Origin of the sequence: Burkholderia sp. Bp8986, from assembly GCF_003854225.1 — a bacterium.
Classification (GTDB): Bacteria; Pseudomonadota; Gammaproteobacteria; order Burkholderiales; family Burkholderiaceae; genus Burkholderia.
In genome coordinates, this window is sequence record NZ_QTQM01000043.1 from 1 (window position 1) to 17693 (window position 17693).

The following is a 17693-nucleotide window of genomic DNA, read 5'->3' on the forward strand; positions in this document are numbered from 1 at the left end:
GAAACCTGGGCGCTGATCGTGTGGCTCAACTACGCGGCCTGGCTGCACATGCGCCTGATGAAGGGCCTGCGCGGCGCCGTTGCCGCCTGGTGGGCGCTCACCGGCCTGCTCGTGACGACGTTCGCGTTCCTCGGCGTCAACATGTTCCTGTCCGGGCTGCACAGCTACGGCAAGCTGTAAGATTTCCGACGCGGGTCCGACAAAAGACCGCCGGCGCACTGCGTGCCCGGCGGTTTTCTTTTGTAACGGGCGGGCGGTCCGGGCGTCGAACGGCGCAGGATGGGTCGGGTCGAACGCTCATGAAGCGTGCGCGCCGCGCATGCAGGAGGAGCAGCACGATGTGGATCAAACACCCTTTGCGCACCGTACTGACCGGCGGTGACATCGCGCAGAGCCAGATTACGCCGCGCGCGGTGTTCGAGAACCGGCGGCGCGTCTTGCAGGCCGCCGGCCTGGCGGCGGCGGGCGGATTGCTCGGCGGCAGCGGCGCGGCGTTCGCCGCCTATGCGTCGCCCGACGCGCGGGCCGCGAAGCTCGTGGCGAAAACCAACCCGAAGTTCGTTGCGGCCGACCGGGTCACGCCGTTCAAGGACATCACGTCCTACGACAACTTCTACGAATTCGGCACCGACAAGGGCGACCCGGCGCAGAACGCCGGCACGCTGCGGTCGCGCCCGTGGCGCGTGAGCGTCGAAGGCGAGGTGCTGCACCCGAAGGTGTTCGATCTCGACGAACTGCTGAAGCTCGCGCCGCTCGAAGAGCGCGTGTACCGGCTGCGTTGCGTCGAAGGCTGGTCGATGGTGGTCCCGTGGATCGGCGTGCCGCTGTCCGAGCTGATCAAGCGCGTGCAGCCGACCGGCAACGCGAAGTACGTGCAGTTCGTCACGCTGGCCGATTCGTCGCAGATGCCGGGGCTGTCGACGCCGGTGCTCGACTGGCCGTACTCGGAAGGGCTGCGGATGGACGAGGCGATGAATCCGCTGACGCTGCTGACGATGGGCGTGTACGGCCAGGTGTTGCCGAACCAGAACGGCGCGCCGGTGCGGATCGTCGTGCCGTGGAAGTACGGCTTCAAGAGTGCGAAGTCGCTCGTGAAGATCCGCTTCGTCGACAAGCAGCCGAAAACGAGCTGGAACACGTACGCGTCGAACGAATACGGCTTCTATTCGAACGTGAACCCGAACGTCGATCACCCGCGCTGGAGCCAGGCGACCGAGCGCCGGATCGGCGAGGACGGCTTCTTCACGCCGAAGCGCAAGACGCTGATGTTCAACGGCTACGGCGATCTCGTCGCGTCGATGTATCAGGGCATGGACCTGAAGAAGAACTTCTGAGCGCGCCGGTGAGAAACGACATGCCTCCTTCGACGCTGACGCCCGCGCGCGCGTCCGGCACGCGCACGGCTGCCGCCGGCAGTTCCCGGGGCGGCTCAGTGCGTGCTGCCGCGCCGCGCTGGCTTGCCCCCGCCAAGGTACTGGTTTTCGCGGCCGGACTCTATCCGCTCGCCCGTCTCGTGCTGTTCGGGCTGACCGACCGGCTCGGCGCGAACCCGATCGAATTCATCACGCGCTCGACGGGCCTCTGGACGCTGGTGATGCTCTGCCTCACGCTCGGCGTCACACCGCTTCGGCGCGTGACGGGCGTTCCCGCGTTGCTGCGCTTTCGCCGGATGATCGGCCTGTTCGCGTTCTTTTACGCGACGCTGCATTTCACGACGTATCTGTGGTTCGACAAGTGGTTCGACGTGCTCGCGATCCTGAAGGACGTCGGCAAGCGTCCGTTCATCACGGTCGGCTTCGCCGCGTTCGTGCTGCTGATTCCGCTGGCCGCGACCTCGCCGCGCGCGATGGTGCGCCGGCTCGGCCGTCACTGGGCGACGCTGCATCGCGCGATCTATGCGATCGCGCTGTTCGGCGTGCTGCATTTCTGGTGGATGAGGGCCGGCAAGCACAATCTCGCGCAGCCGAAGCTCTACGCGGTGATCGTTGCGGTGCTGCTCGGCTGGCGCCTGCTCGAATGGGGCTGGCGGCGCATCCGCGCGTGACGAGGAGGGCCCGGAAAAACAAAAGGCGATGACGGGCAGTCATCGCCTTGGTCGCGAAGGAAGCCGCGCGAGCGGCGGCGCGCGCTTACTGCGTGGCGGCCGGGCCGGATGCCGGCGTCGCGGCCTTCGATGCATCGCTCGACAGCTCCGGTGACAGCGTGAGCGGCGTGCCGGAAGAATCGGGAATGCTGTCGGACGACGCGTTTTCATCGGTCGGCGTGACGTCGGACGGCGCCGTGTCCTGCTGCTGGATGGGCTTCGCCGGCAACGGGGGCACGGTGGGCAGATAGAGCGGACCGCGTTGACCGCAGCCGGCAAGAATCGCCAAAGCCGCTACAATCGCGCTCATCCGGAAAACGACTCGCATGATCGTCCCTGAACAATTTAACCGATAGAGTTTAGCATGTCCGATACTGAATACCTGGCCCGTGCCGAGGCCGTGCTGGCGGCCGTCGAGCGTACCGTGGATGCCGCGAACGACGGCGATCACGACATCGATCTGGAGCGCAACGGCAGCGTGCTGACGCTGACGTTCGAGAACGGCTCGAAGATCATCGTCAACCTCCAGCCGCCGATGAAGGAGCTGTGGATCGCCGCGAAGGCGGGCGGGTTCCATTACCGTTTCGTGGACGGCGAATGGCGCGATACGCGCACCGGCACCGAGTTCTTCGCGGCGCTCACCGAGTACGCGACGCAGCAGGCCGGCCTGCCGATCACGTTCGGCGCGTAACGCGTCCGGCGCTTGCCTGGCCGGGCGGCCGATACGCCGGATCGAAGCACAACGAAAAAGCGCCCCGCGGGGCGCTTTTTTCATGCTCGGGCCGTTCGTGTCAGTGGCCGCGGAACAGGTTCATGATGTCCTGCTTCTCCTGTTCGTCGACATGCGGCACCGCTTCGTCGGTGCTCTGCACCGCCGGCGCCTGCGGCACGCCGACCGTCGACACGAAGCCGTGCCCCGGCGTGAAGTCGGTGAAGTACAACTCGCTGCCGAGCGCCTGGACGTCGTCCGGCATCGTCGGCTTGAACTCCGGCACGCCCTTCAGCGCCGCGCCCATATAGTCGATCCAGACCGGCAACGACAGGCCGCCGCCGGTTTCGCGATCGCCGAGGCTGCGCGGGTTGTCGTAACCGATCCACGCGATCGCCGCGAGCGTGTGCTGGTAGCCGGCGAACCACGCGTCGTGCGAGTCGTTCGTCGTGCCGGTCTTGCCTGCGAGGTCGGTGCGCTTCAGCACGTTGGTGCGCGCGCCCGTGCCGCGCTGCGCGACGCTCTGCAGCAGGCTGTTCATCACGTATGCGTTGCGCGCGTCGATCGCGCGCGGCGCGTTTTGCTCGGCGATGAGCGGCTGCGCGCGGGCGACGACAGCGCCGTTCGGATCGGTCACTTCGGCGATCAGGTACGGATTCACGCGGAAGCCGCCGTTCGCGAACACCGAGTACGCGCCGGCCATCTGCAGCGGCGTGACCTGGCCCGCGCCGAGCGCCATCGGCAGGTAGGCCGGATGACGGTCGGCGTCGAAGCCGAAGCGCGTGATGTACTGCTGCGCGTACTTCGTGCCGATGTGGTTCAGGATCCGGATCGACACGAGGTTGCGCGAGCGCTGCAGCGCGGTGCGCATCGACATCGGGCCTTCGAAGCCGCCGCCGTAGTTCTTCGGTTCCCACGGCTGGCCGCCGGTTTCCGCTGCGCTGAAATACAGCGGGCCGTCGTTGATCACCGTGGCCGGACCGAGGCCCTTGTCGAGCGACGCCGAGTAGATGAACGGCTTGAACGACGAACCCGGTTGCCGCCACGCCTGCGTGACGTGGTTGAACTTGTTCTTGTTGTAGTCGAAGCCGCCGACCAGCGAGCGGATCGCGCCGTCCTGCGGAACGATCGAGATGAACGCGCCTTCGACCTGCGGCAACTGCGTGATCGACCACTTCCCGGCGTCGTTCTTCACGACCCGGACGATCGCGCCCGGGCGGATGCGCCGGTTCGGCTGCGCGCCGGCCGACAGCGCGCCCGACGCGAAGCGCAGGTTGTCGCCTTCGATCGTCGCGCTGCTGCCGTCGATGAAGGCGATGGTGATCTGGCGCGGGGTGGCCGCGGTGACGACCGCCGCGATCAGCTCGCCGTTGTCGGGGTGTTCGAGCAGCGCATCGTCGATCGCCTGCTCGCGATCGTCGGCGCCGGCCGGCAATTCGATGAAGCCTTCCGGCCCGCGATAGCCGTGGCGGCGCTCGTAATCCATGATGCCCTTGCGCAGCGAGGTGTAGGCAACCTGCTGGTCGGCGGAATCGATCGTCGTGACGACGTTGAAGCCGCGCGTGTAGGTTTCCTCGCGGTACTGTGCGTACATCATTTGTCGGACCATTTCCGCGACGTACTCGGCGTGCACGCTGAACTCGCGGCCCGCACCCTTGACGGCGAGCGGCTGCGCGACGGCTTGGTCGTACTGCTCGCGCGTGATGAAGTTCAGCTCGAGCATCCGCTGCAGGATGTATTCCTGGCGCACCTTCGCGCGCTTCGGATTGACGACCGGGTTGTACGCGGATGGCGCTTTCGGCAGCCCCGCGAGCATCCCCGCTTCGGCGAGCGTGATGTCCTTCAGGTCCTTGCCGAAATAGACCCGCGCGGCGCTCGCGAAGCCGTACGCACGCTGGCCGAGATAGATCTGATTCATGTAGACCTCGAGAATCTGATCCTTCGTCAGCGCGCGCTCGATCCGGTAGGCCAGCAGCATTTCGTAGATCTTGCGCGTGTAGGTCTTTTCGCTCGACAGGAAGAAGTTGCGCGCGACCTGCATCGTGATCGTGCTCGCGCCCTGCGACGCATGGCCATTCGTCAGTGCGACGAAGCCGGCGCGGGCGATGCCGGTGAGGTCGACGCCGCCGTGATCGTAGAAGCGTGCGTCCTCGATCGCGAGGATCGCCTTCTTGAGCGAGTCGGGCACGTCCTTGAAATGGACGATGTCGCGGCGTTCCTCGCCGAATTCGCCGATCAGCACGTGATCGGACGTATAGATGCGCAGCGGTACCTTCGGACGATAGTCGGTCAGCGCGTCGAGCGACGGCATGTTCGGCCACGCGACGACAAGCGCGTAGCCGAGCACGAGGCCGCCGGCCACGACGAGGGCCACGCACATCGCGGCGAGGCCGATCAGGACTTTCAGCCACCAGGACCGCTTCTTCGGCTCGGGCGCGGGAGGCGGGGACGTAGGAGACGTGGATTGCATAGGCATACCGGAAAACAGTCCCGCGATTATAGCTGCCCGGTAAGACCGGTCCTGACGCGGGGGGCGGCGGCCGGAAACCGGCTGATCGCGGTGCCGCCGGCATAGTGTCCGCGAGGTCGCCCCGTGCCACAACTGGCCGTCCGGCCGACTGTCGGGCACACGCGCCGCTTTGCAGAATCAGGCCTCGGAAACGCGGCGTGGGCCGCAACGATCGCGGGAGGCTGGGATGGCAGGACGATGGGCGGCGCGGTTCGCGCCGGGCAGGCACCGTTCGACGGGCATCGACGTCGGGGCGGACGAGGTGAGGGTGGCCGTGCTGAGCCGGCGCGGGCGGGCCCTGGAGGTGCGGGTCGAAGGACTCGAGCGGGAGCCGGTCGGATTGCAGGACGGGCCGGAGGAGGCGCGCTGGGCCGCGGTCGCACGCGCGTTGGCGGCGGCCGTGTCGCGATTGTCGGCGGCGGGCGTGCGCTGCGATACGCGCGGCGTGATGGCGCTGCGCGACGACGAAATGCGGACCGCGACGCTCGACCTAGCCGGGCGCGACGACGTCGCGGACGCCGCCCGGCAGGCCGCTGAACGGATCTCGGGGCTGCCGCCCCACAGCCTCGCGTTCGACTGGCGGCAGGACGACGGCGCGTGCCCGGGCGAGATCGAGGTCGCCGTGGCGCCGCAGGCATTGCTCGAACGGCGGATCGACGTGGCCGCGCAGGCCGGCGTCGACCTGACGGCCGTCGACGGCGAGTCGGCCGCCGCGCTGCGCGCGTTGCGCTATGCCGCGCAGTTCGAACCCGACGCCCACGGCCCGTACGCCGCATTCTGGTTCTGCGACACGGGCGTACGCGGTTGGCGGATCGACGGTTCGATCGCCGTACCGGTGCTCGCGGTGTCCGGCGACGTGCAGGCGGCGTTCCCCGACGCATTGCGCCAGTGCGTGTTCGAGCCGGTGCGCTGCGTGCTCGTGGCCGGCGACGCGCGCAGCATCGCCCGCTGCGGTACGTCGGCCGCCGATATCGGCGATGCGCTCGGCGTGGCCGCGGTGCCGTTCGACTGCACCGGATGGGACGGACTGCCGGGCGTGCCCGCCGGAACGCAGGGCGGTCCGGCGTTTGCCCTCGCGATCGGGCTGGCGCTGCGCGGGGTGTGGGAATGATGGCCGATGTGGGGTTCGGGCGAACTGCCGCCGGCCACGCCGTGCTCGGCGGCTTCAATCTGCTGCCGTACCGTGAGCGGCTGGCGCAGGCGTTGCGGCGGCGCCGTGCCGCGCAGTGCGGGGCGGCGGTCGTGCTCGGCGTGCTCGGGGCCTGCGTTTGGACGGGTGCGGCGACGGCGTGGCGATGGCGCATGGATGCGGAGCGTACGCGTGTGGAGGCGCGGCTGCGGCAATTGCAGCCACGGATCGATGCCGCACGGCGCGCCGCCGGCGTGGCTGCCGACCTCGCGCGACGCGATGCACGGGCGGTCGTGCTTGCCGCGCCTTACCGGCGTGTCGCCGGGCTGCTCGCGACGCTGGCGCAGGTGCGCGACGACACCGTCCGGCTCGACGCATTGCGCACGACTGCGTCCGGCGCCGTGCTCGACGCGCGCACGACGAGTTACCGGGCGGCCGCGCGGTGGCTCGCACGGATTGCGGTCGAGCAGCGTGACTGGCGATTCGATGTCGGTGCGCTGACACCTGCTTCGGCCACGCCGGTCACGGGTTCGGCCGTGCCGTTCCGGTTTTCCGTGCAGGTGCGTTGGCACGACGCGCCGCCGCGGCAGAACGCAGCGGGAGGCGACGCATGACGGCGATCACGTATCGGTCCATGCCAGCCGGTGCCGGTCGGCGCGGCCGCGTGGCGCGGATGTCACCGGCCGCGGCGCATGCCATCGGCTGCGTGGCGGCATTCGCGTGCGTGACGATGGGCGGCATTCATCTGATGGATGCTGTCGACGCGAGCGGACTCGCACGCAGTCGCGCGTTGCTGGCAACGGCACAAGTGCGTGCCGCCGACGCACAGCGGCTGCTCGCGACCGCGCCACGGCGCGACCCGGACCCGGCTGCCGGGCACGCCTCCAGCGTGCCGAGTGCATCGGGGTGGCCCGCACTGATGCTTGAGCTGGCGGACCTGGCCGGCGCGAGCGGACTGCGGATCGTGTCGATCGAGCCGCGGCGCACTGACGAAGCGGCGCCGGATGGCCGACGCACGGTGCGGATCGTCGCGGACGGCGGCTTTCCGGAGCTGCTGCGGCTGATCGGCGGGCTGGCGAGTTTTCCCGCGCTGGTGGTGCCCTCGAGGCTGCATATCGAGCGCAAACCGCCCGCGTTGCGGGTGGACATGACGATCGACGTGTTTCCGGCGCTGTCGGGGGCTCGTGTTCCCGATGGCACGGTGCGGCTGCTTGCCGGCGTGCCGAGCGACGATCCATTCGGCGGCGATGGCTTGCCCACGCGGGCCGACGATGTGACGCCGCGCCTGGCCGGCACGATTCGCGACGTACGCGCCGGGCTCGCGCTGTTCGACGCGGGCGATGGCGCATTCGCGACCGTTGCGCCGGGCGAAGCGTTCGGGATGTCACGCGTGGTGAGCGTCGATGCCGGTGCGGTGACGCTTGTGACAGCCGACGGCGCGCGCCGGTTCGTCATGGATGACGGAGGTCGCCCATGACGAAGTACGGATGGCGGGCGATCGCATTCTGGGTCGGATCGGGCGTGGCCGCGGCACACGCGGCGCTGCCGCCGTTGCCCCTGTTGCCGCCTTTGCCGCCGGCCGGCTGGCCGATCGCATCGATGCAGGCGCATGCCCAGGACACACCGCTGCCGCAGGGCGCGCCCGACGGTGCGGACGGCGCAGCGCCCGCGCATGACGGCCCGCCGCCGTTCGAGCGGGCAGTGCGCGCGGCGCTTCAAGCGGACACAACCGCACCGGTGCTCCGGCTGGAAGGGCCGCCGATTCCATTGCCGCCGCCGACGCGCATGAGCGACGCCGCGGCGCGGCACCCCGGCGATGCGGATGACGCGCGGCGGATCTCGCTGAATCTGCAAGGCGCCGGGCTCGCTGCCGCGTTCGACGCGCTCGCGCGATTCACCGGGCTGAACATCATCGTCGGCGAGCAGGTGCGCGGCACCGTGACGTTACGTCTGAACAATGTCCGCTGGCGCGATGCGTTCGACACGTTGCTCGACACGCACGGGCTGGCGATGTCCCGGCGCGGCAACGTGATCTGGGTCACGCCGGCGGCCGAACTCGCCGCGCGCGAGCGCGAGCGCTTCGAAACGCATGCACGCGCGGCCGAGTTGGAGCCGCTCGCGAGCCGGACCTTCGCGCTGCATTACCCGCGCGCGCAGGACGTGCAGCGGCTGCTGGCCGGAGCGACCGGCCAGCGTCTGCTGTCGAAACGCGGCGCCGCGGCGGCCGACCCGCGCACGAACCTGTTGTTCGTCACCGATCTGGCGCCGCGCATCGCGCAGATCGCGGGCTTGATCGACGCGATCGACCGGCCATCGCGGCAGGTCCGGATCGAGGCGCGGATCGTAGAAGGCGAGCAGGGCTTCTCGCGCAACCTCGGCGCACGCGTCGCGCTGCGCGCGCAGGGACGGGCGCCCGCGGCCGAAGGCGCGGCATTCGCGACGGACACGCGCAACGCGCTCGACCTAGCCGCACGACCGCTCGGCGGCTTCGAGGCGGCGACGGCCGGCTTCACGTTGTTCGCCGCGCCGCTCAGCCGCGTGCTCGACGTTGAATTGAGCGCGCTCGAGGCGCAGGGGCGGGGCCAGATCGTTTCCAGCCCCCGCGTGGTGACGGCCGACCGCGTGAAGGCGATCGTCGAACAGGGCTCGGAGCTGCCGTACCAGGCGAAGGTCGGCAACGGCGTGAGCGGCGTGCAGTTCCGCCGCGCGACGCTGAAGCTCGAGGTCGAGCCGCAGATCACGCCCGACGGGCGCGTCGTGCTGGACCTGGACGTGACGAAGGACAGCATCGGCGAGCCGACGGCGGCCGGCCCGGCGATTCATACGAAGCACGTCCAGACACGCGTCGAGGTCGAGGACGGCGGAACGGTCGCGATCGGCGGGATTTACGAGCAGTTGAACCGGGACGATGTGACGCGGGTGCCGCTCTTGGGCAAAATACCGGTACTGGGCGCGCTTTTCCGGCACCGCGCACGGCGCGACCAGCGCAGCGAACTGGTCGTCTTCATCACGCCGACGGTCGTCGGCGCGCGTTGCGAAACGGCCGGCGCGGGCGACGCGGATGCGGGAAAAACGGGGCCGGAAGCCGGCGGCGCAGGCTCGACAAGGCAGCCGCTTTGCCAGTAAGCTGCGCCACACACCAGCAAGATTCAAGCAGAGGAAGCCGTTGCAAGCGCGGGACCCACATGCAAACGTATTTTTCGTCGGCCTTATGGGAGCGGGTAAGACCACCGTGGGCCGGGCGGTCGCGCGCCGGCTCGACAGGACGTTCTTCGACTCCGACCACGAAATCGAGGCCCGCACGGGTGCGCGCATTCCGGTGATCTTCGAGATGGAGGGCGAGGCCGGGTTTCGCGACCGCGAATCGCAGGTGATCGCCGATCTCACCCAGCGCGAGAACATCGTGCTCGCGACGGGCGGCGGCGCGGTGCTGCGGCCCGAGAATCGCGACTGCCTGAAAAGCAGCGGAATCGTCATCTATCTGCGCGCCAATCCGCACGATCTGTGGCTGCGCACCCGCAAGGACAAGAACCGCCCGCTGTTGCAAACCGACGATCCGAAGGCGCGTCTCGAAGCGCTCTACGAAGTGCGCGACCCGCTGTACCGCGAATGCGCGGACTTCATCATCGAGACCGGCCGCCCGTCGGTCAACGGCCTCGTCAACATGGTGCTGATGCAACTCGAACTGGCAGGCGTCATCGCCAAGCCGCTACAAGCATGATTACCGTCAACGTCGATCTGGGCGAGCGCGCCTACCCGATTCACATTGGTGCCGGCCTGATCGGCCGCACCGAGCTGTTCGCCCCTCACATCACCGGTTCGTCGGTCACGATCGTCACGAACACGACGGTCGATCCGCTCTACGGCGACGTGCTGCGCGCGGCGCTCGCGCCGCTCGGCAAGCGCGTGTCGACGGTCGTGCTGCCGGACGGCGAGGCCTACAAGAACTGGGAAACGCTGAACCTGATCTTCGACGGCCTGCTGACCGAGCGCGCCGACCGCAAGACGACGCTCGTCGCACTCGGCGGCGGCGTGATCGGCGACATGACCGGCTTCGCCGCCGCGTGCTACATGCGCGGCGTGCCGTTCATCCAGGTGCCGACGACGCTGCTGTCGCAAGTCGATTCGTCGGTCGGCGGCAAGACGGGCATCAACCACCCGCTCGGCAAGAACATGATCGGTGCGTTCTACCAGCCGCAGGCCGTGATCGCCGATATCGGCGCGCTGACCACGTTGCCCGATCGCGAGCTGGCGGCCGGCGTGGCCGAGGTCATCAAGACGGGCGCGATCGCCGATGCGGCATTCTTCGACTGGATCGAGGCGAACGTCGAGGCGCTGAACCGCCGCGAGCCGGCCGCGCTCGCGCATGCGGTGAAGCGCTCGTGCGAGATCAAGGCGAGCGTGGTCGCAGCCGACGAACGCGAAGGCGGGCTGCGTGCGATCCTGAATTTCGGCCATACGTTCGGCCATGCGATCGAGGCCGGGCTCGGTTATGGCGAGTGGCTGCACGGCGAAGCGGTCGGCTGCGGGATGGTGATGGCGGGCGACTTGTCGGTGCGGCTCGGCCTGCTCGACGAAGCGTCGCGGCAGCGGCTCGACGCGGTGATCGCCGCCGCACATCTGCCGGTGCGCGGGCCGGCACTCGGCGATGCGCGCTACATGGACCTGATGCGCGTCGACAAGAAGGCTGAAGCCGGAGCGATCAAGTTCATCCTGCTGAAGCGATTCGGCGATACGCTGATCACCCAGGCGCCCGACGAAGCCGTGTTCGCTACGCTGGCGCAGACGACCCGGTAACGGCGCCCCGGATGCCCCGGCGCCCCTGACATGGAGGAGACGTGAGCGAGACATCCAGCAGCAAACCGACCCGAGCCGGCCGCGCATCTGCCGCGGCGCTGGCCGAGCCGCCGACGCTGGCGGCGCTGGAAGCCCATCTCGCTCCGTATGCCGCCCACGCGTCGCAGTCGCGCGGCCGCCGCCATCAGGAAACCCCGCCGGCGGCGCGCACCGAATTCCAGCGCGACCGCGACCGCATCGTTCATTCGACCGCGTTCCGCCGGCTCGAATACAAGACGCAGGTCTTCGTCAATCACGAAGGCGACCTGTTTCGCACCCGCCTCACGCACAGCCTCGAAGTCGCGCAGATCGCGCGTTCGGTCGCGCGCAACCTGCGCCTGAACGAGGATCTCGTCGAAGCGATCTCGCTCGCGCACGATCTCGGTCATACGCCGTTCGGCCATGCCGGGCAGGACGCGCTGAATGCGTGCATGCGCGAGCACGGCGGCTTCGAGCACAACCTGCAGAGCCTGGCGGTGGTCGACGAACTCGAGGAGCACTACGGCGCGTTCAATGGCCTGAACCTGTGCTTCGAGACGCGCGAAGGCATCCTCAAGCACTGTTCGCGCGAGAACGCCCGCAAGCTCGGCGCACTCGGCGAGCGTTTCCTGCAAGGCCGCCAGCCGTCGCTGGAAGCGCAGCTCGCGAACATTGCGGACGAAATCGCGTACAACAACCACGACGTCGACGACGGCCTGCGCTCCGGCCTGATCACGATCGAGCAGCTCGCCGAAGTCGAGCTGTGGCAGCGCCACTACGACGCGGCGCTCGCCGAATTCCCGCATCTCGAAGGCCGCCGCCTCGTGCACGAGACGGTGCGCCGCATCATCAACACGCTGATCGTCGACCTGATCGACGAGACCACGCGCAATCTCGCCCGTGTCGCGCCCGCGTCGCTCGACGACGTGCGCGCCGCGCCGCCGCTCGTCGCGCACAGCGAGCCGATCGCCGCGCAGGCGGCGGCCCTCAAGCGTTTCCTGTTCAAGAACCTGTATCGCCACTACAAGGTGATGCGCATGGCGAACAAGGCGCAGCGCGTCGTCACCGGGCTGTTCGACGCGTTCATCGACGATCCGCGCCTGCTGCCGCCGCCGTACCAGTCGGACGACGAAGCGCAGCAGCCGCGCCTCGTCGCGCACTACATCGCCGGCATGACCGACCGCTTCGCGCTGAAGGAATACCAGCGCCTGTTCGTCATCAACGACAACTGACTGTCACAAACGATCACTAGACTTCGCCGGTTCAATGGCGACGGGAATGTTGCACACGCTGTTGGTAACGTTTTCACAGGAGAGAGATCGATGAAGAAGAAGCCCGCGGGGACAATGGTTCGCTCGATCGCGCTGGGCGGCGCGCTCATGTTCGGTGCGCAGCATGCGGCGTTCGCCGCGACGGAGATCCAGTTCTGGCATGCGATGGAGTCGGCGCTCGGTGAGCGCGTCAACGAGCTCGCCACGCAGTTCAACGCATCGCAGAGCGACTACAAGATCGTGCCGGTCTTCAAGGGCACGTACGACCAGGCACTCGCGGCGGGCATCGCCGCCTATCGCAGCGGCAACGCGCCGGCGATCCTCCAGGTCTATGAAGTCGGCACCGCGACGATGATGCAGGCGAAGAAGGCCGTCGTGCCGGTCTACGACGTGTTCAAGCAGGCCGGCGTGCCGCTCGACGAAAAGGCGTTCGTACCGACCATCGCGAGCTACTACAGCGACGCGAAGACGGGCCATCTCGTGTCGATGCCGTTCAACAGCTCGACGCCGGTGCTGTACTACAACAAGGACGCGTTCAAGAAGGCCGGGCTCGACCCGAACCAGCCGCCGAAGACGTGGGCCGACGTGCAGGCCGCCGCGGAGAAGCTGCGCAAATCCGGGATGACGTGCGGCTTCACGACCGGCTGGCAGGGCTGGATCCAGCTCGAGAACTACAGCGCGTGGCATGCGCTGCCGTTCGCAAGCCGCAACAACGGCTTCGACGGCGCCGACGCGGCGCTCGAATTCAACAAGCCGCAGCAGGTCGCGCACATCGCGTTCCTGCAACAGATGCAGAAGGACGGCACGTTCACGTACGCGGGCCGCAAGGACGAGGCATCGGCGAAGTTCTACAGCGGCGACTGCGGGATCCTGACGACGTCGTCGGGCGCGCTCGCGAACGTGCAGAAGTTCGCGAAGTTCAGCTATGGCACCGGCATGATGCCGTACGACGCGAACGTGAAGGGCGCGCCGCAGAACGCGATCATCGGCGGCGCGAGCCTGTGGGTGCTGGCCGGCAAAGATCCGGCGACCTACAAGGGCGTCGCGAAATTCCTCGCGTTCCTGGCCTCGCCGCCGATCGCCGCGAAGTGGCACCAGGAAACCGGCTACCTGCCGGTCACGACGGCTGCGTACGAACTCACGCGCCAGCAGGGCTTCTATGCGAAGAACCCGAGCGCGGAAACCGCGATCAAGCAGATGATGAACAAGCCGCCGCTGCCGTATACGAAGGGGCTGCGCCTCGGCAACATGCCGCAGATCCGCACGGTCGTCGACGAAGAGCTGGAGCAGGTCTGGGCGGAGAAGAAGTCGCCGAAGGAGGCGCTCGACTCGGCGGCGTCGCGCGGCGACGAGCTGCTGCGCCGCTTCGAGAAGTCGGGCGGCTGAGCCTGCATCGCGTTCGTGCCGCCGGCCGCTGCATCGCGTATGCGCGCGTGCGGGCCGGCGGCACGGTTCCCTTCCCGTTTCGCCTCCGGACACCCGCGATGCAATCCCGTTCCCGTTTCGGCGCGAGCCTGCTGCCGTACCTGCTGATCGCGCCGCAGCTCGCGATCACCGCCGTGTTCTTCCTGTGGCCGGCCGGCGTCGCGCTGTGGCAGTCGACGCAGATGCAGGACGCGTTCGGCACGTCGAGTGAATTCGTCGGCTTCGCGAACTTCACGCACCTGTTCGCCGACCCGCTGTACCTCGACTCGTTCCGCACGACGCTGGTGTTCAGCTCGCTCGTCACGGTCAGCGGGCTCGTCGTGTCGCTGCTGCTCGCCGCCTGCGCCGATCGCGTGATCCGCGGCGCGCGCGTATACCGCACGCTGCTGATCTGGCCGTATGCGGTCGCGCCGACGATCGCGGCCGTGCTGTGGGCGTTCCTGTTCAACCCGAGCATCGGCCTCGTCACCTATGCGCTCGCGAAGGGCGGCATCGTGTGGAATCACGCGCTGAACGGCGGCCAGGCGATGTTCCTCGTCGTGCTCGCGTCGGTATGGAAGCAGGTGAGCTACAACTTCCTGTTCTTCTACGCAGGACTGCAGGCGATTCCGCGCTCGCTGATCGAGGCGGCGGCGATCGACGGTGCCGGGCCGGTGCGGCGCTTCTTCCACATCGTGCTGCCGCTGCTGTCGCCGACGAGCTTCTTCCTGCTGGTCGTGAACCTCGTCTACGCGTTCTTCGACACCTTCCCGGTGATCGACGCGGCCACCGCCGGCGGCCCCGCGCAGAGCACGAAGACGCTGATCTACAAGATCTTCACGGAAGGCTTCCAGGGGCTCGACATCGGCAGCTCGGGCGCGCAGTCGGTCGTGCTGATGATCATCGTCGTCGGCCTGACGGTGATCCAGTTCCGCTTCGTCGAACGCAGGGTGCAATACGCATGATCGAAAATCGCAAGGGCTTCGACCTGTTCTGCCACGCAGTGCTGATCGCGGGCGTCGTGCTGATCGTGTTCCCCGTGTACGTCGCGTTCTGCGCGGCGACCATGAACGCGCAGGAAGTGTTCACGATCCCGCTGTCGCTGGTGCCGAGCACGCACCTGCTGGAGAACGTCGCCTATATCTGGGGGCACGGCAGCGGCGGCACGACGGCGCCGTTCGGCCGGCTGCTCGTCAACAGCTTCGTGATGGCGCTCGCGATCGCGGTCGGCAAGATCGCGGTGTCGATCCTGTCCGCGTACGCGATCGTCTACTTCCGCTTCCCGTTCCGCAACACGGCGTTCTGGCTGATCTTCATCACGCTGATGCTGCCGGTCGAGGTGCGGATCTTCCCGACCGTGCAGGTCGTGTCGACGCTCCACATGACGAACACCTACGCGGGGCTCTCGCTGCCGCTGATCGCATCGGCGACCGCGACGTTCCTGTTCCGCCAGTTCTTCATGACGCTGCCCGACGAGCTGATGGACGCCGCGCGCATCGACGGCGCGGGGCCGCTGCGCTTCTTCCGGGACGTCGTGCTGCCGCTGTCGAAGACGAGCATCGCGGCGCTGTTCGTGATCACGTTCATCTACGGCTGGAACCAATATCTGTGGCCGATCCTGATCACGACGGAGGCGTCGCTGTCGACGGCGGTGGTGGGCATCAAGACGATGATCGCGAGCGGCGACGCCGCGACCGAATGGCAATACGTAATGGCGGCGACGCTGCTGGCGATGATTCCGCCGCTCGTCGTCGTGCTGGCGATGCAGCGCTGGTTCGTGCGCGGCCTCGTCGATTCCGAGAAATAACCACGGACGGCAACCGGGAGAAGGACCAAGTATGGCTGCGCTGAGCTTGAAGGGCGTCAGGAAATCCTACGACGGCAAGCAGCACGTGCTGCATGGCATCGACGTGGAGATCGCCGACGGCGAATTCATCGTGCTGGTCGGCCCGTCGGGCTGCGGCAAGTCGACGCTGCTGCGGATGATCGCGGGGCTCGAGACGGTGACGGACGGCGAGATCGCGATCGGCGAGCGCGTGGTCAACGCGCTGGAGCCGAAGGATCGCGACATCGCGATGGTGTTCCAGAACTACGCGCTGTATCCGCACATGACGGTCGCGCAGAACATGGGCTACGGGCTGAAGATCCGCGGCATCGAGCGCGCGACGATCGACGCGCGGGTCGCTGCCGCCGCGAAGATCCTCGAGCTCGAGCCGCTGCTCGCGCGGCGGCCGCGCGAACTGTCGGGCGGCCAGCGGCAGCGCGTCGCGATGGGGCGCGCGATCGTGCGCGAGCCGTCGGTATTCCTGTTCGACGAGCCGCTGTCGAACCTCGACGCGAAGTTGCGCGTGCAGATGCGGCTCGAGATCCAGCGGCTGCATGCGCGGCTCGCGACCACGAGCGTGTACGTGACGCACGACCAGATCGAGGCGATGACGCTCGCGCAGCGCGTGATCGTGATGAACCGCGGCTATGCGGAGCAGATCGGCGCGCCGGTCGACGTGTACGAGAAGCCGGCGACGGTGTTCGTCGCGGGCTTCATCGGCTCGCCGGCGATGAACCTTATGCACGGCCGGCTGTCGGAGGATGGCGCGACGTTTACGGTCGCGGGCGGCGGCCCGGCGCTGCCGGTCGCCGGCGCGCCCGGCATCGGCACCGCGATCGCCACCGGGCGCGACTGGGTGCTCGGCGTGCGGCCGGAGCACATGACGCCGCAGCCGGGCGTCGCGCAGGCGACGCTGCCGGTCGACTCGTGCGAGCTGCTCGGCGCGGACAACCTCGCGCACGGCCGCTGGGGCAACCACGACGTCGCGGTGCGGCTGCCGCACGCGGATCGTCCCGCGCGCGGCACGGCGCTGGGTGCCGCGCTGCCCGCGCACCGGCTGCATTTCTTCGATCCCGAGACCGGCAAGCGGGCCGGCTGATCCTGACGAACCCGTTGCGAGGCGCATGATGACTTCCCGAACCGACTGGCCCTATCCGCGCGTCGTCGCCCATCGCGGCGGCGGCACGCTCGCACCGGAGAACACGCTCGCCGCGTTCGACGAGGGCGCGCGGCGCGGTCACCGGATGGTCGAGTTCGACGCGAAGCTATCCGCCGACGACGTGACGTTCCTCCTGCACGACGACACGGTCGACCGCACGTCGAACGGCCGCGGCCCGGCGGCGGGCATGCGTTATGCGGCGCTGGCCGCGCTCGACGCCGGTGCCTGGTTCGACGCGCGTTTCACGGGCGAGCGGATGCCGACGCTCGAGGCGGCGGCGGCGCGCTGCGTCGCGCACGGGCTGGCGGCGAACGTCGAGATCAAGCCGTGCCCGGGCCGCGAGCGCGACACGGGGCAGCGGGTCGCGGCCGATGCGGCCGCGTACTGGCATGGCGCGGCGGTGCCGCCGCTCTTGTCGTCGTTCTCGTTCGAGGCGCTGCAACAGGCGCGCGCGAGCGCACCGGCGCTGCCGCGCGGGATGCTGTACGAGGCGGTACCGGACGACTGGCACGCGCAGGTCGTCGGTGCGCTCGGCTGCGTATCGTTGCACGCAAGCCACAAGGAGCTCGATGAACCGCTCGTGCGCGCGATCAAGGCGGCCGGCCTGCGGATCCTGGTGTACACGGTCAACGACCTCGCCCGGGCGCGCGAACTCGCGCGCTGGGGCGTCGATGCGGTCTGCACGGACCGGATCGACCTGATCGCCGCCGATGCGCTGGACGACATCGCGTAGCGACCGGTCCCGCGCGATGCTGGTGGCGGGAAAACCCTGAGGCAAAAAAACGACGC

At 68.4% G+C, this 17693-nt stretch carries 18 protein-coding genes; 16 read left to right on the forward strand and 2 right to left on the reverse strand.

Annotation, left to right across the window (positions count from 1 at the left end):
- From ccsA to msrQ, 3 genes are all read left to right on the forward strand, one after another.
- Window positions 1-180 (forward strand): cytochrome c biogenesis protein CcsA (gene ccsA, locus DID99_RS28865; RefSeq protein ID WP_171928181.1); only part of this gene is annotated, 180 nt, incomplete at its 5' end.
- A 158-nt stretch (window positions 181-338) separates the two neighbouring features.
- On the forward strand, window positions 339-1334 hold the full coding sequence (gene msrP / locus DID99_RS28870; protein WP_124571928.1) for a protein-methionine-sulfoxide reductase catalytic subunit MsrP: 996 nt from the start codon (window positions 339-341) through the stop codon (window positions 1332-1334).
- Window positions 1335-1354: 20 nt separating this feature from the next.
- The gene (gene msrQ, locus DID99_RS28875) at window positions 1355-2044 is read left to right on the forward strand and encodes a protein-methionine-sulfoxide reductase heme-binding subunit MsrQ (RefSeq protein WP_124487838.1); all 690 of its coding nucleotides are present in this window, start codon (window positions 1355-1357) and stop codon (window positions 2042-2044) included.
- 85 nt (window positions 2045-2129) lie between these two features.
- Here msrQ and lptM read toward each other — a convergent pair whose 3' ends face one another.
- Window positions 2130-2411, reverse strand: coding sequence for an LPS translocon maturation chaperone LptM (lptM, locus tag DID99_RS28880; protein ID WP_124571926.1), 282 nt, complete (start codon window positions 2409-2411; stop codon window positions 2130-2132).
- Between the two features lie 36 nt (window positions 2412-2447).
- Between lptM and cyaY the strand changes: the two genes are divergently transcribed.
- Window positions 2448-2774: an iron donor protein CyaY gene (gene cyaY, locus DID99_RS28885; protein ID WP_124487840.1), complete on the forward strand. Its 327-nt coding sequence runs from the start codon at window positions 2448-2450 to the stop codon at window positions 2772-2774.
- A 100-nt stretch (window positions 2775-2874) separates the two neighbouring features.
- Here the strand turns inward: cyaY and DID99_RS28890 are convergent, their stop codons facing one another.
- A complete protein-coding gene (locus DID99_RS28890; RefSeq protein ID WP_124668050.1) occupies window positions 2875-5262 on the reverse strand; it encodes a penicillin-binding protein 1A in 2388 nt (795 codons plus the stop codon).
- 226 nt (window positions 5263-5488) lie between these two features.
- On the opposite strand from DID99_RS28890, the gene DID99_RS28895 reads away from it, so the two are divergent.
- The 12 genes from DID99_RS28895 to ugpQ all read left to right on the forward strand — a co-directional run bounded on the left by DID99_RS28895 (window position 5489) and on the right by ugpQ (window position 17637).
- Complete coding sequence (locus DID99_RS28895) at window positions 5489-6412, forward strand: competence protein ComA (RefSeq protein ID WP_124668051.1); 924 nt, start codon at window positions 5489-5491, stop codon at window positions 6410-6412.
- Window positions 6409-7044 (forward strand): fimbrial protein, encoded by a 636-nt coding sequence (locus DID99_RS28900; RefSeq protein WP_124487842.1) that lies wholly within the window; start codon window positions 6409-6411, stop codon window positions 7042-7044. The genes DID99_RS28895 and DID99_RS28900 overlap by 4 nt, the downstream gene beginning before the upstream one ends.
- Window positions 7041-7907 (forward strand): pilus assembly protein, encoded by an 867-nt coding sequence (locus DID99_RS28905; RefSeq protein WP_124668052.1) that lies wholly within the window; start codon window positions 7041-7043, stop codon window positions 7905-7907. The genes DID99_RS28900 and DID99_RS28905 overlap by 4 nt, the downstream gene beginning before the upstream one ends.
- Window positions 7904-9556 carry a type IV pilus secretin PilQ gene (locus DID99_RS28910; protein ID WP_124668053.1) on the forward strand — a complete coding sequence of 551 codons (1653 nt, stop codon included), beginning with the start codon at window positions 7904-7906 and terminating at the stop codon, window positions 9554-9556. Before DID99_RS28905 ends, DID99_RS28910 begins: the two co-directional genes overlap by 4 nt.
- A gap of 40 nt (window positions 9557-9596) precedes the next feature.
- A complete protein-coding gene (locus tag DID99_RS28915; protein ID WP_082088580.1) occupies window positions 9597-10151 on the forward strand; it encodes a shikimate kinase in 555 nt (184 codons plus the stop codon).
- Window positions 10148-11227 carry a 3-dehydroquinate synthase gene (aroB, locus tag DID99_RS28920; RefSeq protein WP_044845981.1) on the forward strand — a complete coding sequence of 360 codons (1080 nt, stop codon included), beginning with the start codon at window positions 10148-10150 and terminating at the stop codon, window positions 11225-11227. Before DID99_RS28915 ends, aroB begins: the two co-directional genes overlap by 4 nt.
- 41 nt (window positions 11228-11268) lie before the next feature.
- Entirely contained in the window at window positions 11269-12477 is a 1209-nt protein-coding gene (locus DID99_RS28925; protein WP_044845980.1) for a deoxyguanosinetriphosphate triphosphohydrolase, read from the forward strand.
- A 90-nt stretch (window positions 12478-12567) separates the two neighbouring features.
- Entirely contained in the window at window positions 12568-13902 is a 1335-nt protein-coding gene (gene ugpB / locus DID99_RS28930) for a sn-glycerol-3-phosphate ABC transporter substrate-binding protein UgpB (protein WP_124668054.1), read from the forward strand.
- Window positions 13903-14000: 98 nt separating this feature from the next.
- Window positions 14001-14885 (forward strand): sn-glycerol-3-phosphate ABC transporter permease UgpA, encoded by an 885-nt coding sequence (gene ugpA / locus DID99_RS28935; RefSeq protein ID WP_044845978.1) that lies wholly within the window; start codon window positions 14001-14003, stop codon window positions 14883-14885.
- Entirely contained in the window at window positions 14882-15727 is an 846-nt protein-coding gene (gene ugpE, locus DID99_RS28940; protein ID WP_044845977.1) for a sn-glycerol-3-phosphate ABC transporter permease UgpE, read from the forward strand. The genes ugpA and ugpE overlap by 4 nt, the downstream gene beginning before the upstream one ends.
- 31 nt (window positions 15728-15758) lie before the next feature.
- Entirely contained in the window at window positions 15759-16844 is a 1086-nt protein-coding gene (locus DID99_RS28945) for a sn-glycerol-3-phosphate import ATP-binding protein UgpC (RefSeq protein ID WP_124487847.1), read from the forward strand.
- Between the two features lie 28 nt (window positions 16845-16872).
- On the forward strand, window positions 16873-17637 hold the full coding sequence (ugpQ, locus tag DID99_RS28950; RefSeq protein ID WP_124668059.1) for a glycerophosphodiester phosphodiesterase: 765 nt from the start codon (window positions 16873-16875) through the stop codon (window positions 17635-17637).
- Window positions 17638-17693: the final 56 nt, after the last annotated feature.

Coding starts and splice junctions, on each gene's coding strand:
- msrP (WP_124571928.1), top strand. CDS start 339: ATGTGGATCAAACACCCTTTGCGCACCGTACTGACCGGCGGTGACATC.
- msrQ (WP_124487838.1), top strand. CDS start 1,355: ATGCCTCCTTCGACGCTGACGCCCGCGCGCGCGTCCGGCACGCGCACG.
- lptM (WP_124571926.1), bottom strand. CDS start 2,411: ATGCGAGTCGTTTTCCGGATGAGCGCGATTGTAGCGGCTTTGGCGATT.
- cyaY (WP_124487840.1), top strand. CDS start 2,448: ATGTCCGATACTGAATACCTGGCCCGTGCCGAGGCCGTGCTGGCGGCC.
- DID99_RS28890 (WP_124668050.1), bottom strand. CDS start 5,262: ATGCAATCCACGTCTCCTACGTCCCCGCCTCCCGCGCCCGAGCCGAAG.
- DID99_RS28895 (WP_124668051.1), top strand. CDS start 5,489: ATGGCAGGACGATGGGCGGCGCGGTTCGCGCCGGGCAGGCACCGTTCG.
- DID99_RS28900 (WP_124487842.1), top strand. CDS start 6,409: ATGATGGCCGATGTGGGGTTCGGGCGAACTGCCGCCGGCCACGCCGTG.
- DID99_RS28905 (WP_124668052.1), top strand. CDS start 7,041: ATGACGGCGATCACGTATCGGTCCATGCCAGCCGGTGCCGGTCGGCGC.
- DID99_RS28910 (WP_124668053.1), top strand. CDS start 7,904: ATGACGAAGTACGGATGGCGGGCGATCGCATTCTGGGTCGGATCGGGC.
- aroB (WP_044845981.1), top strand. CDS start 10,148: ATGATTACCGTCAACGTCGATCTGGGCGAGCGCGCCTACCCGATTCAC.
- ugpB (WP_124668054.1), top strand. CDS start 12,568: ATGAAGAAGAAGCCCGCGGGGACAATGGTTCGCTCGATCGCGCTGGGC.
- ugpA (WP_044845978.1), top strand. CDS start 14,001: ATGCAATCCCGTTCCCGTTTCGGCGCGAGCCTGCTGCCGTACCTGCTG.
- ugpE (WP_044845977.1), top strand. CDS start 14,882: ATGATCGAAAATCGCAAGGGCTTCGACCTGTTCTGCCACGCAGTGCTG.
- DID99_RS28945 (WP_124487847.1), top strand. CDS start 15,759: ATGGCTGCGCTGAGCTTGAAGGGCGTCAGGAAATCCTACGACGGCAAG.
- ugpQ (WP_124668059.1), top strand. CDS start 16,873: ATGACTTCCCGAACCGACTGGCCCTATCCGCGCGTCGTCGCCCATCGC.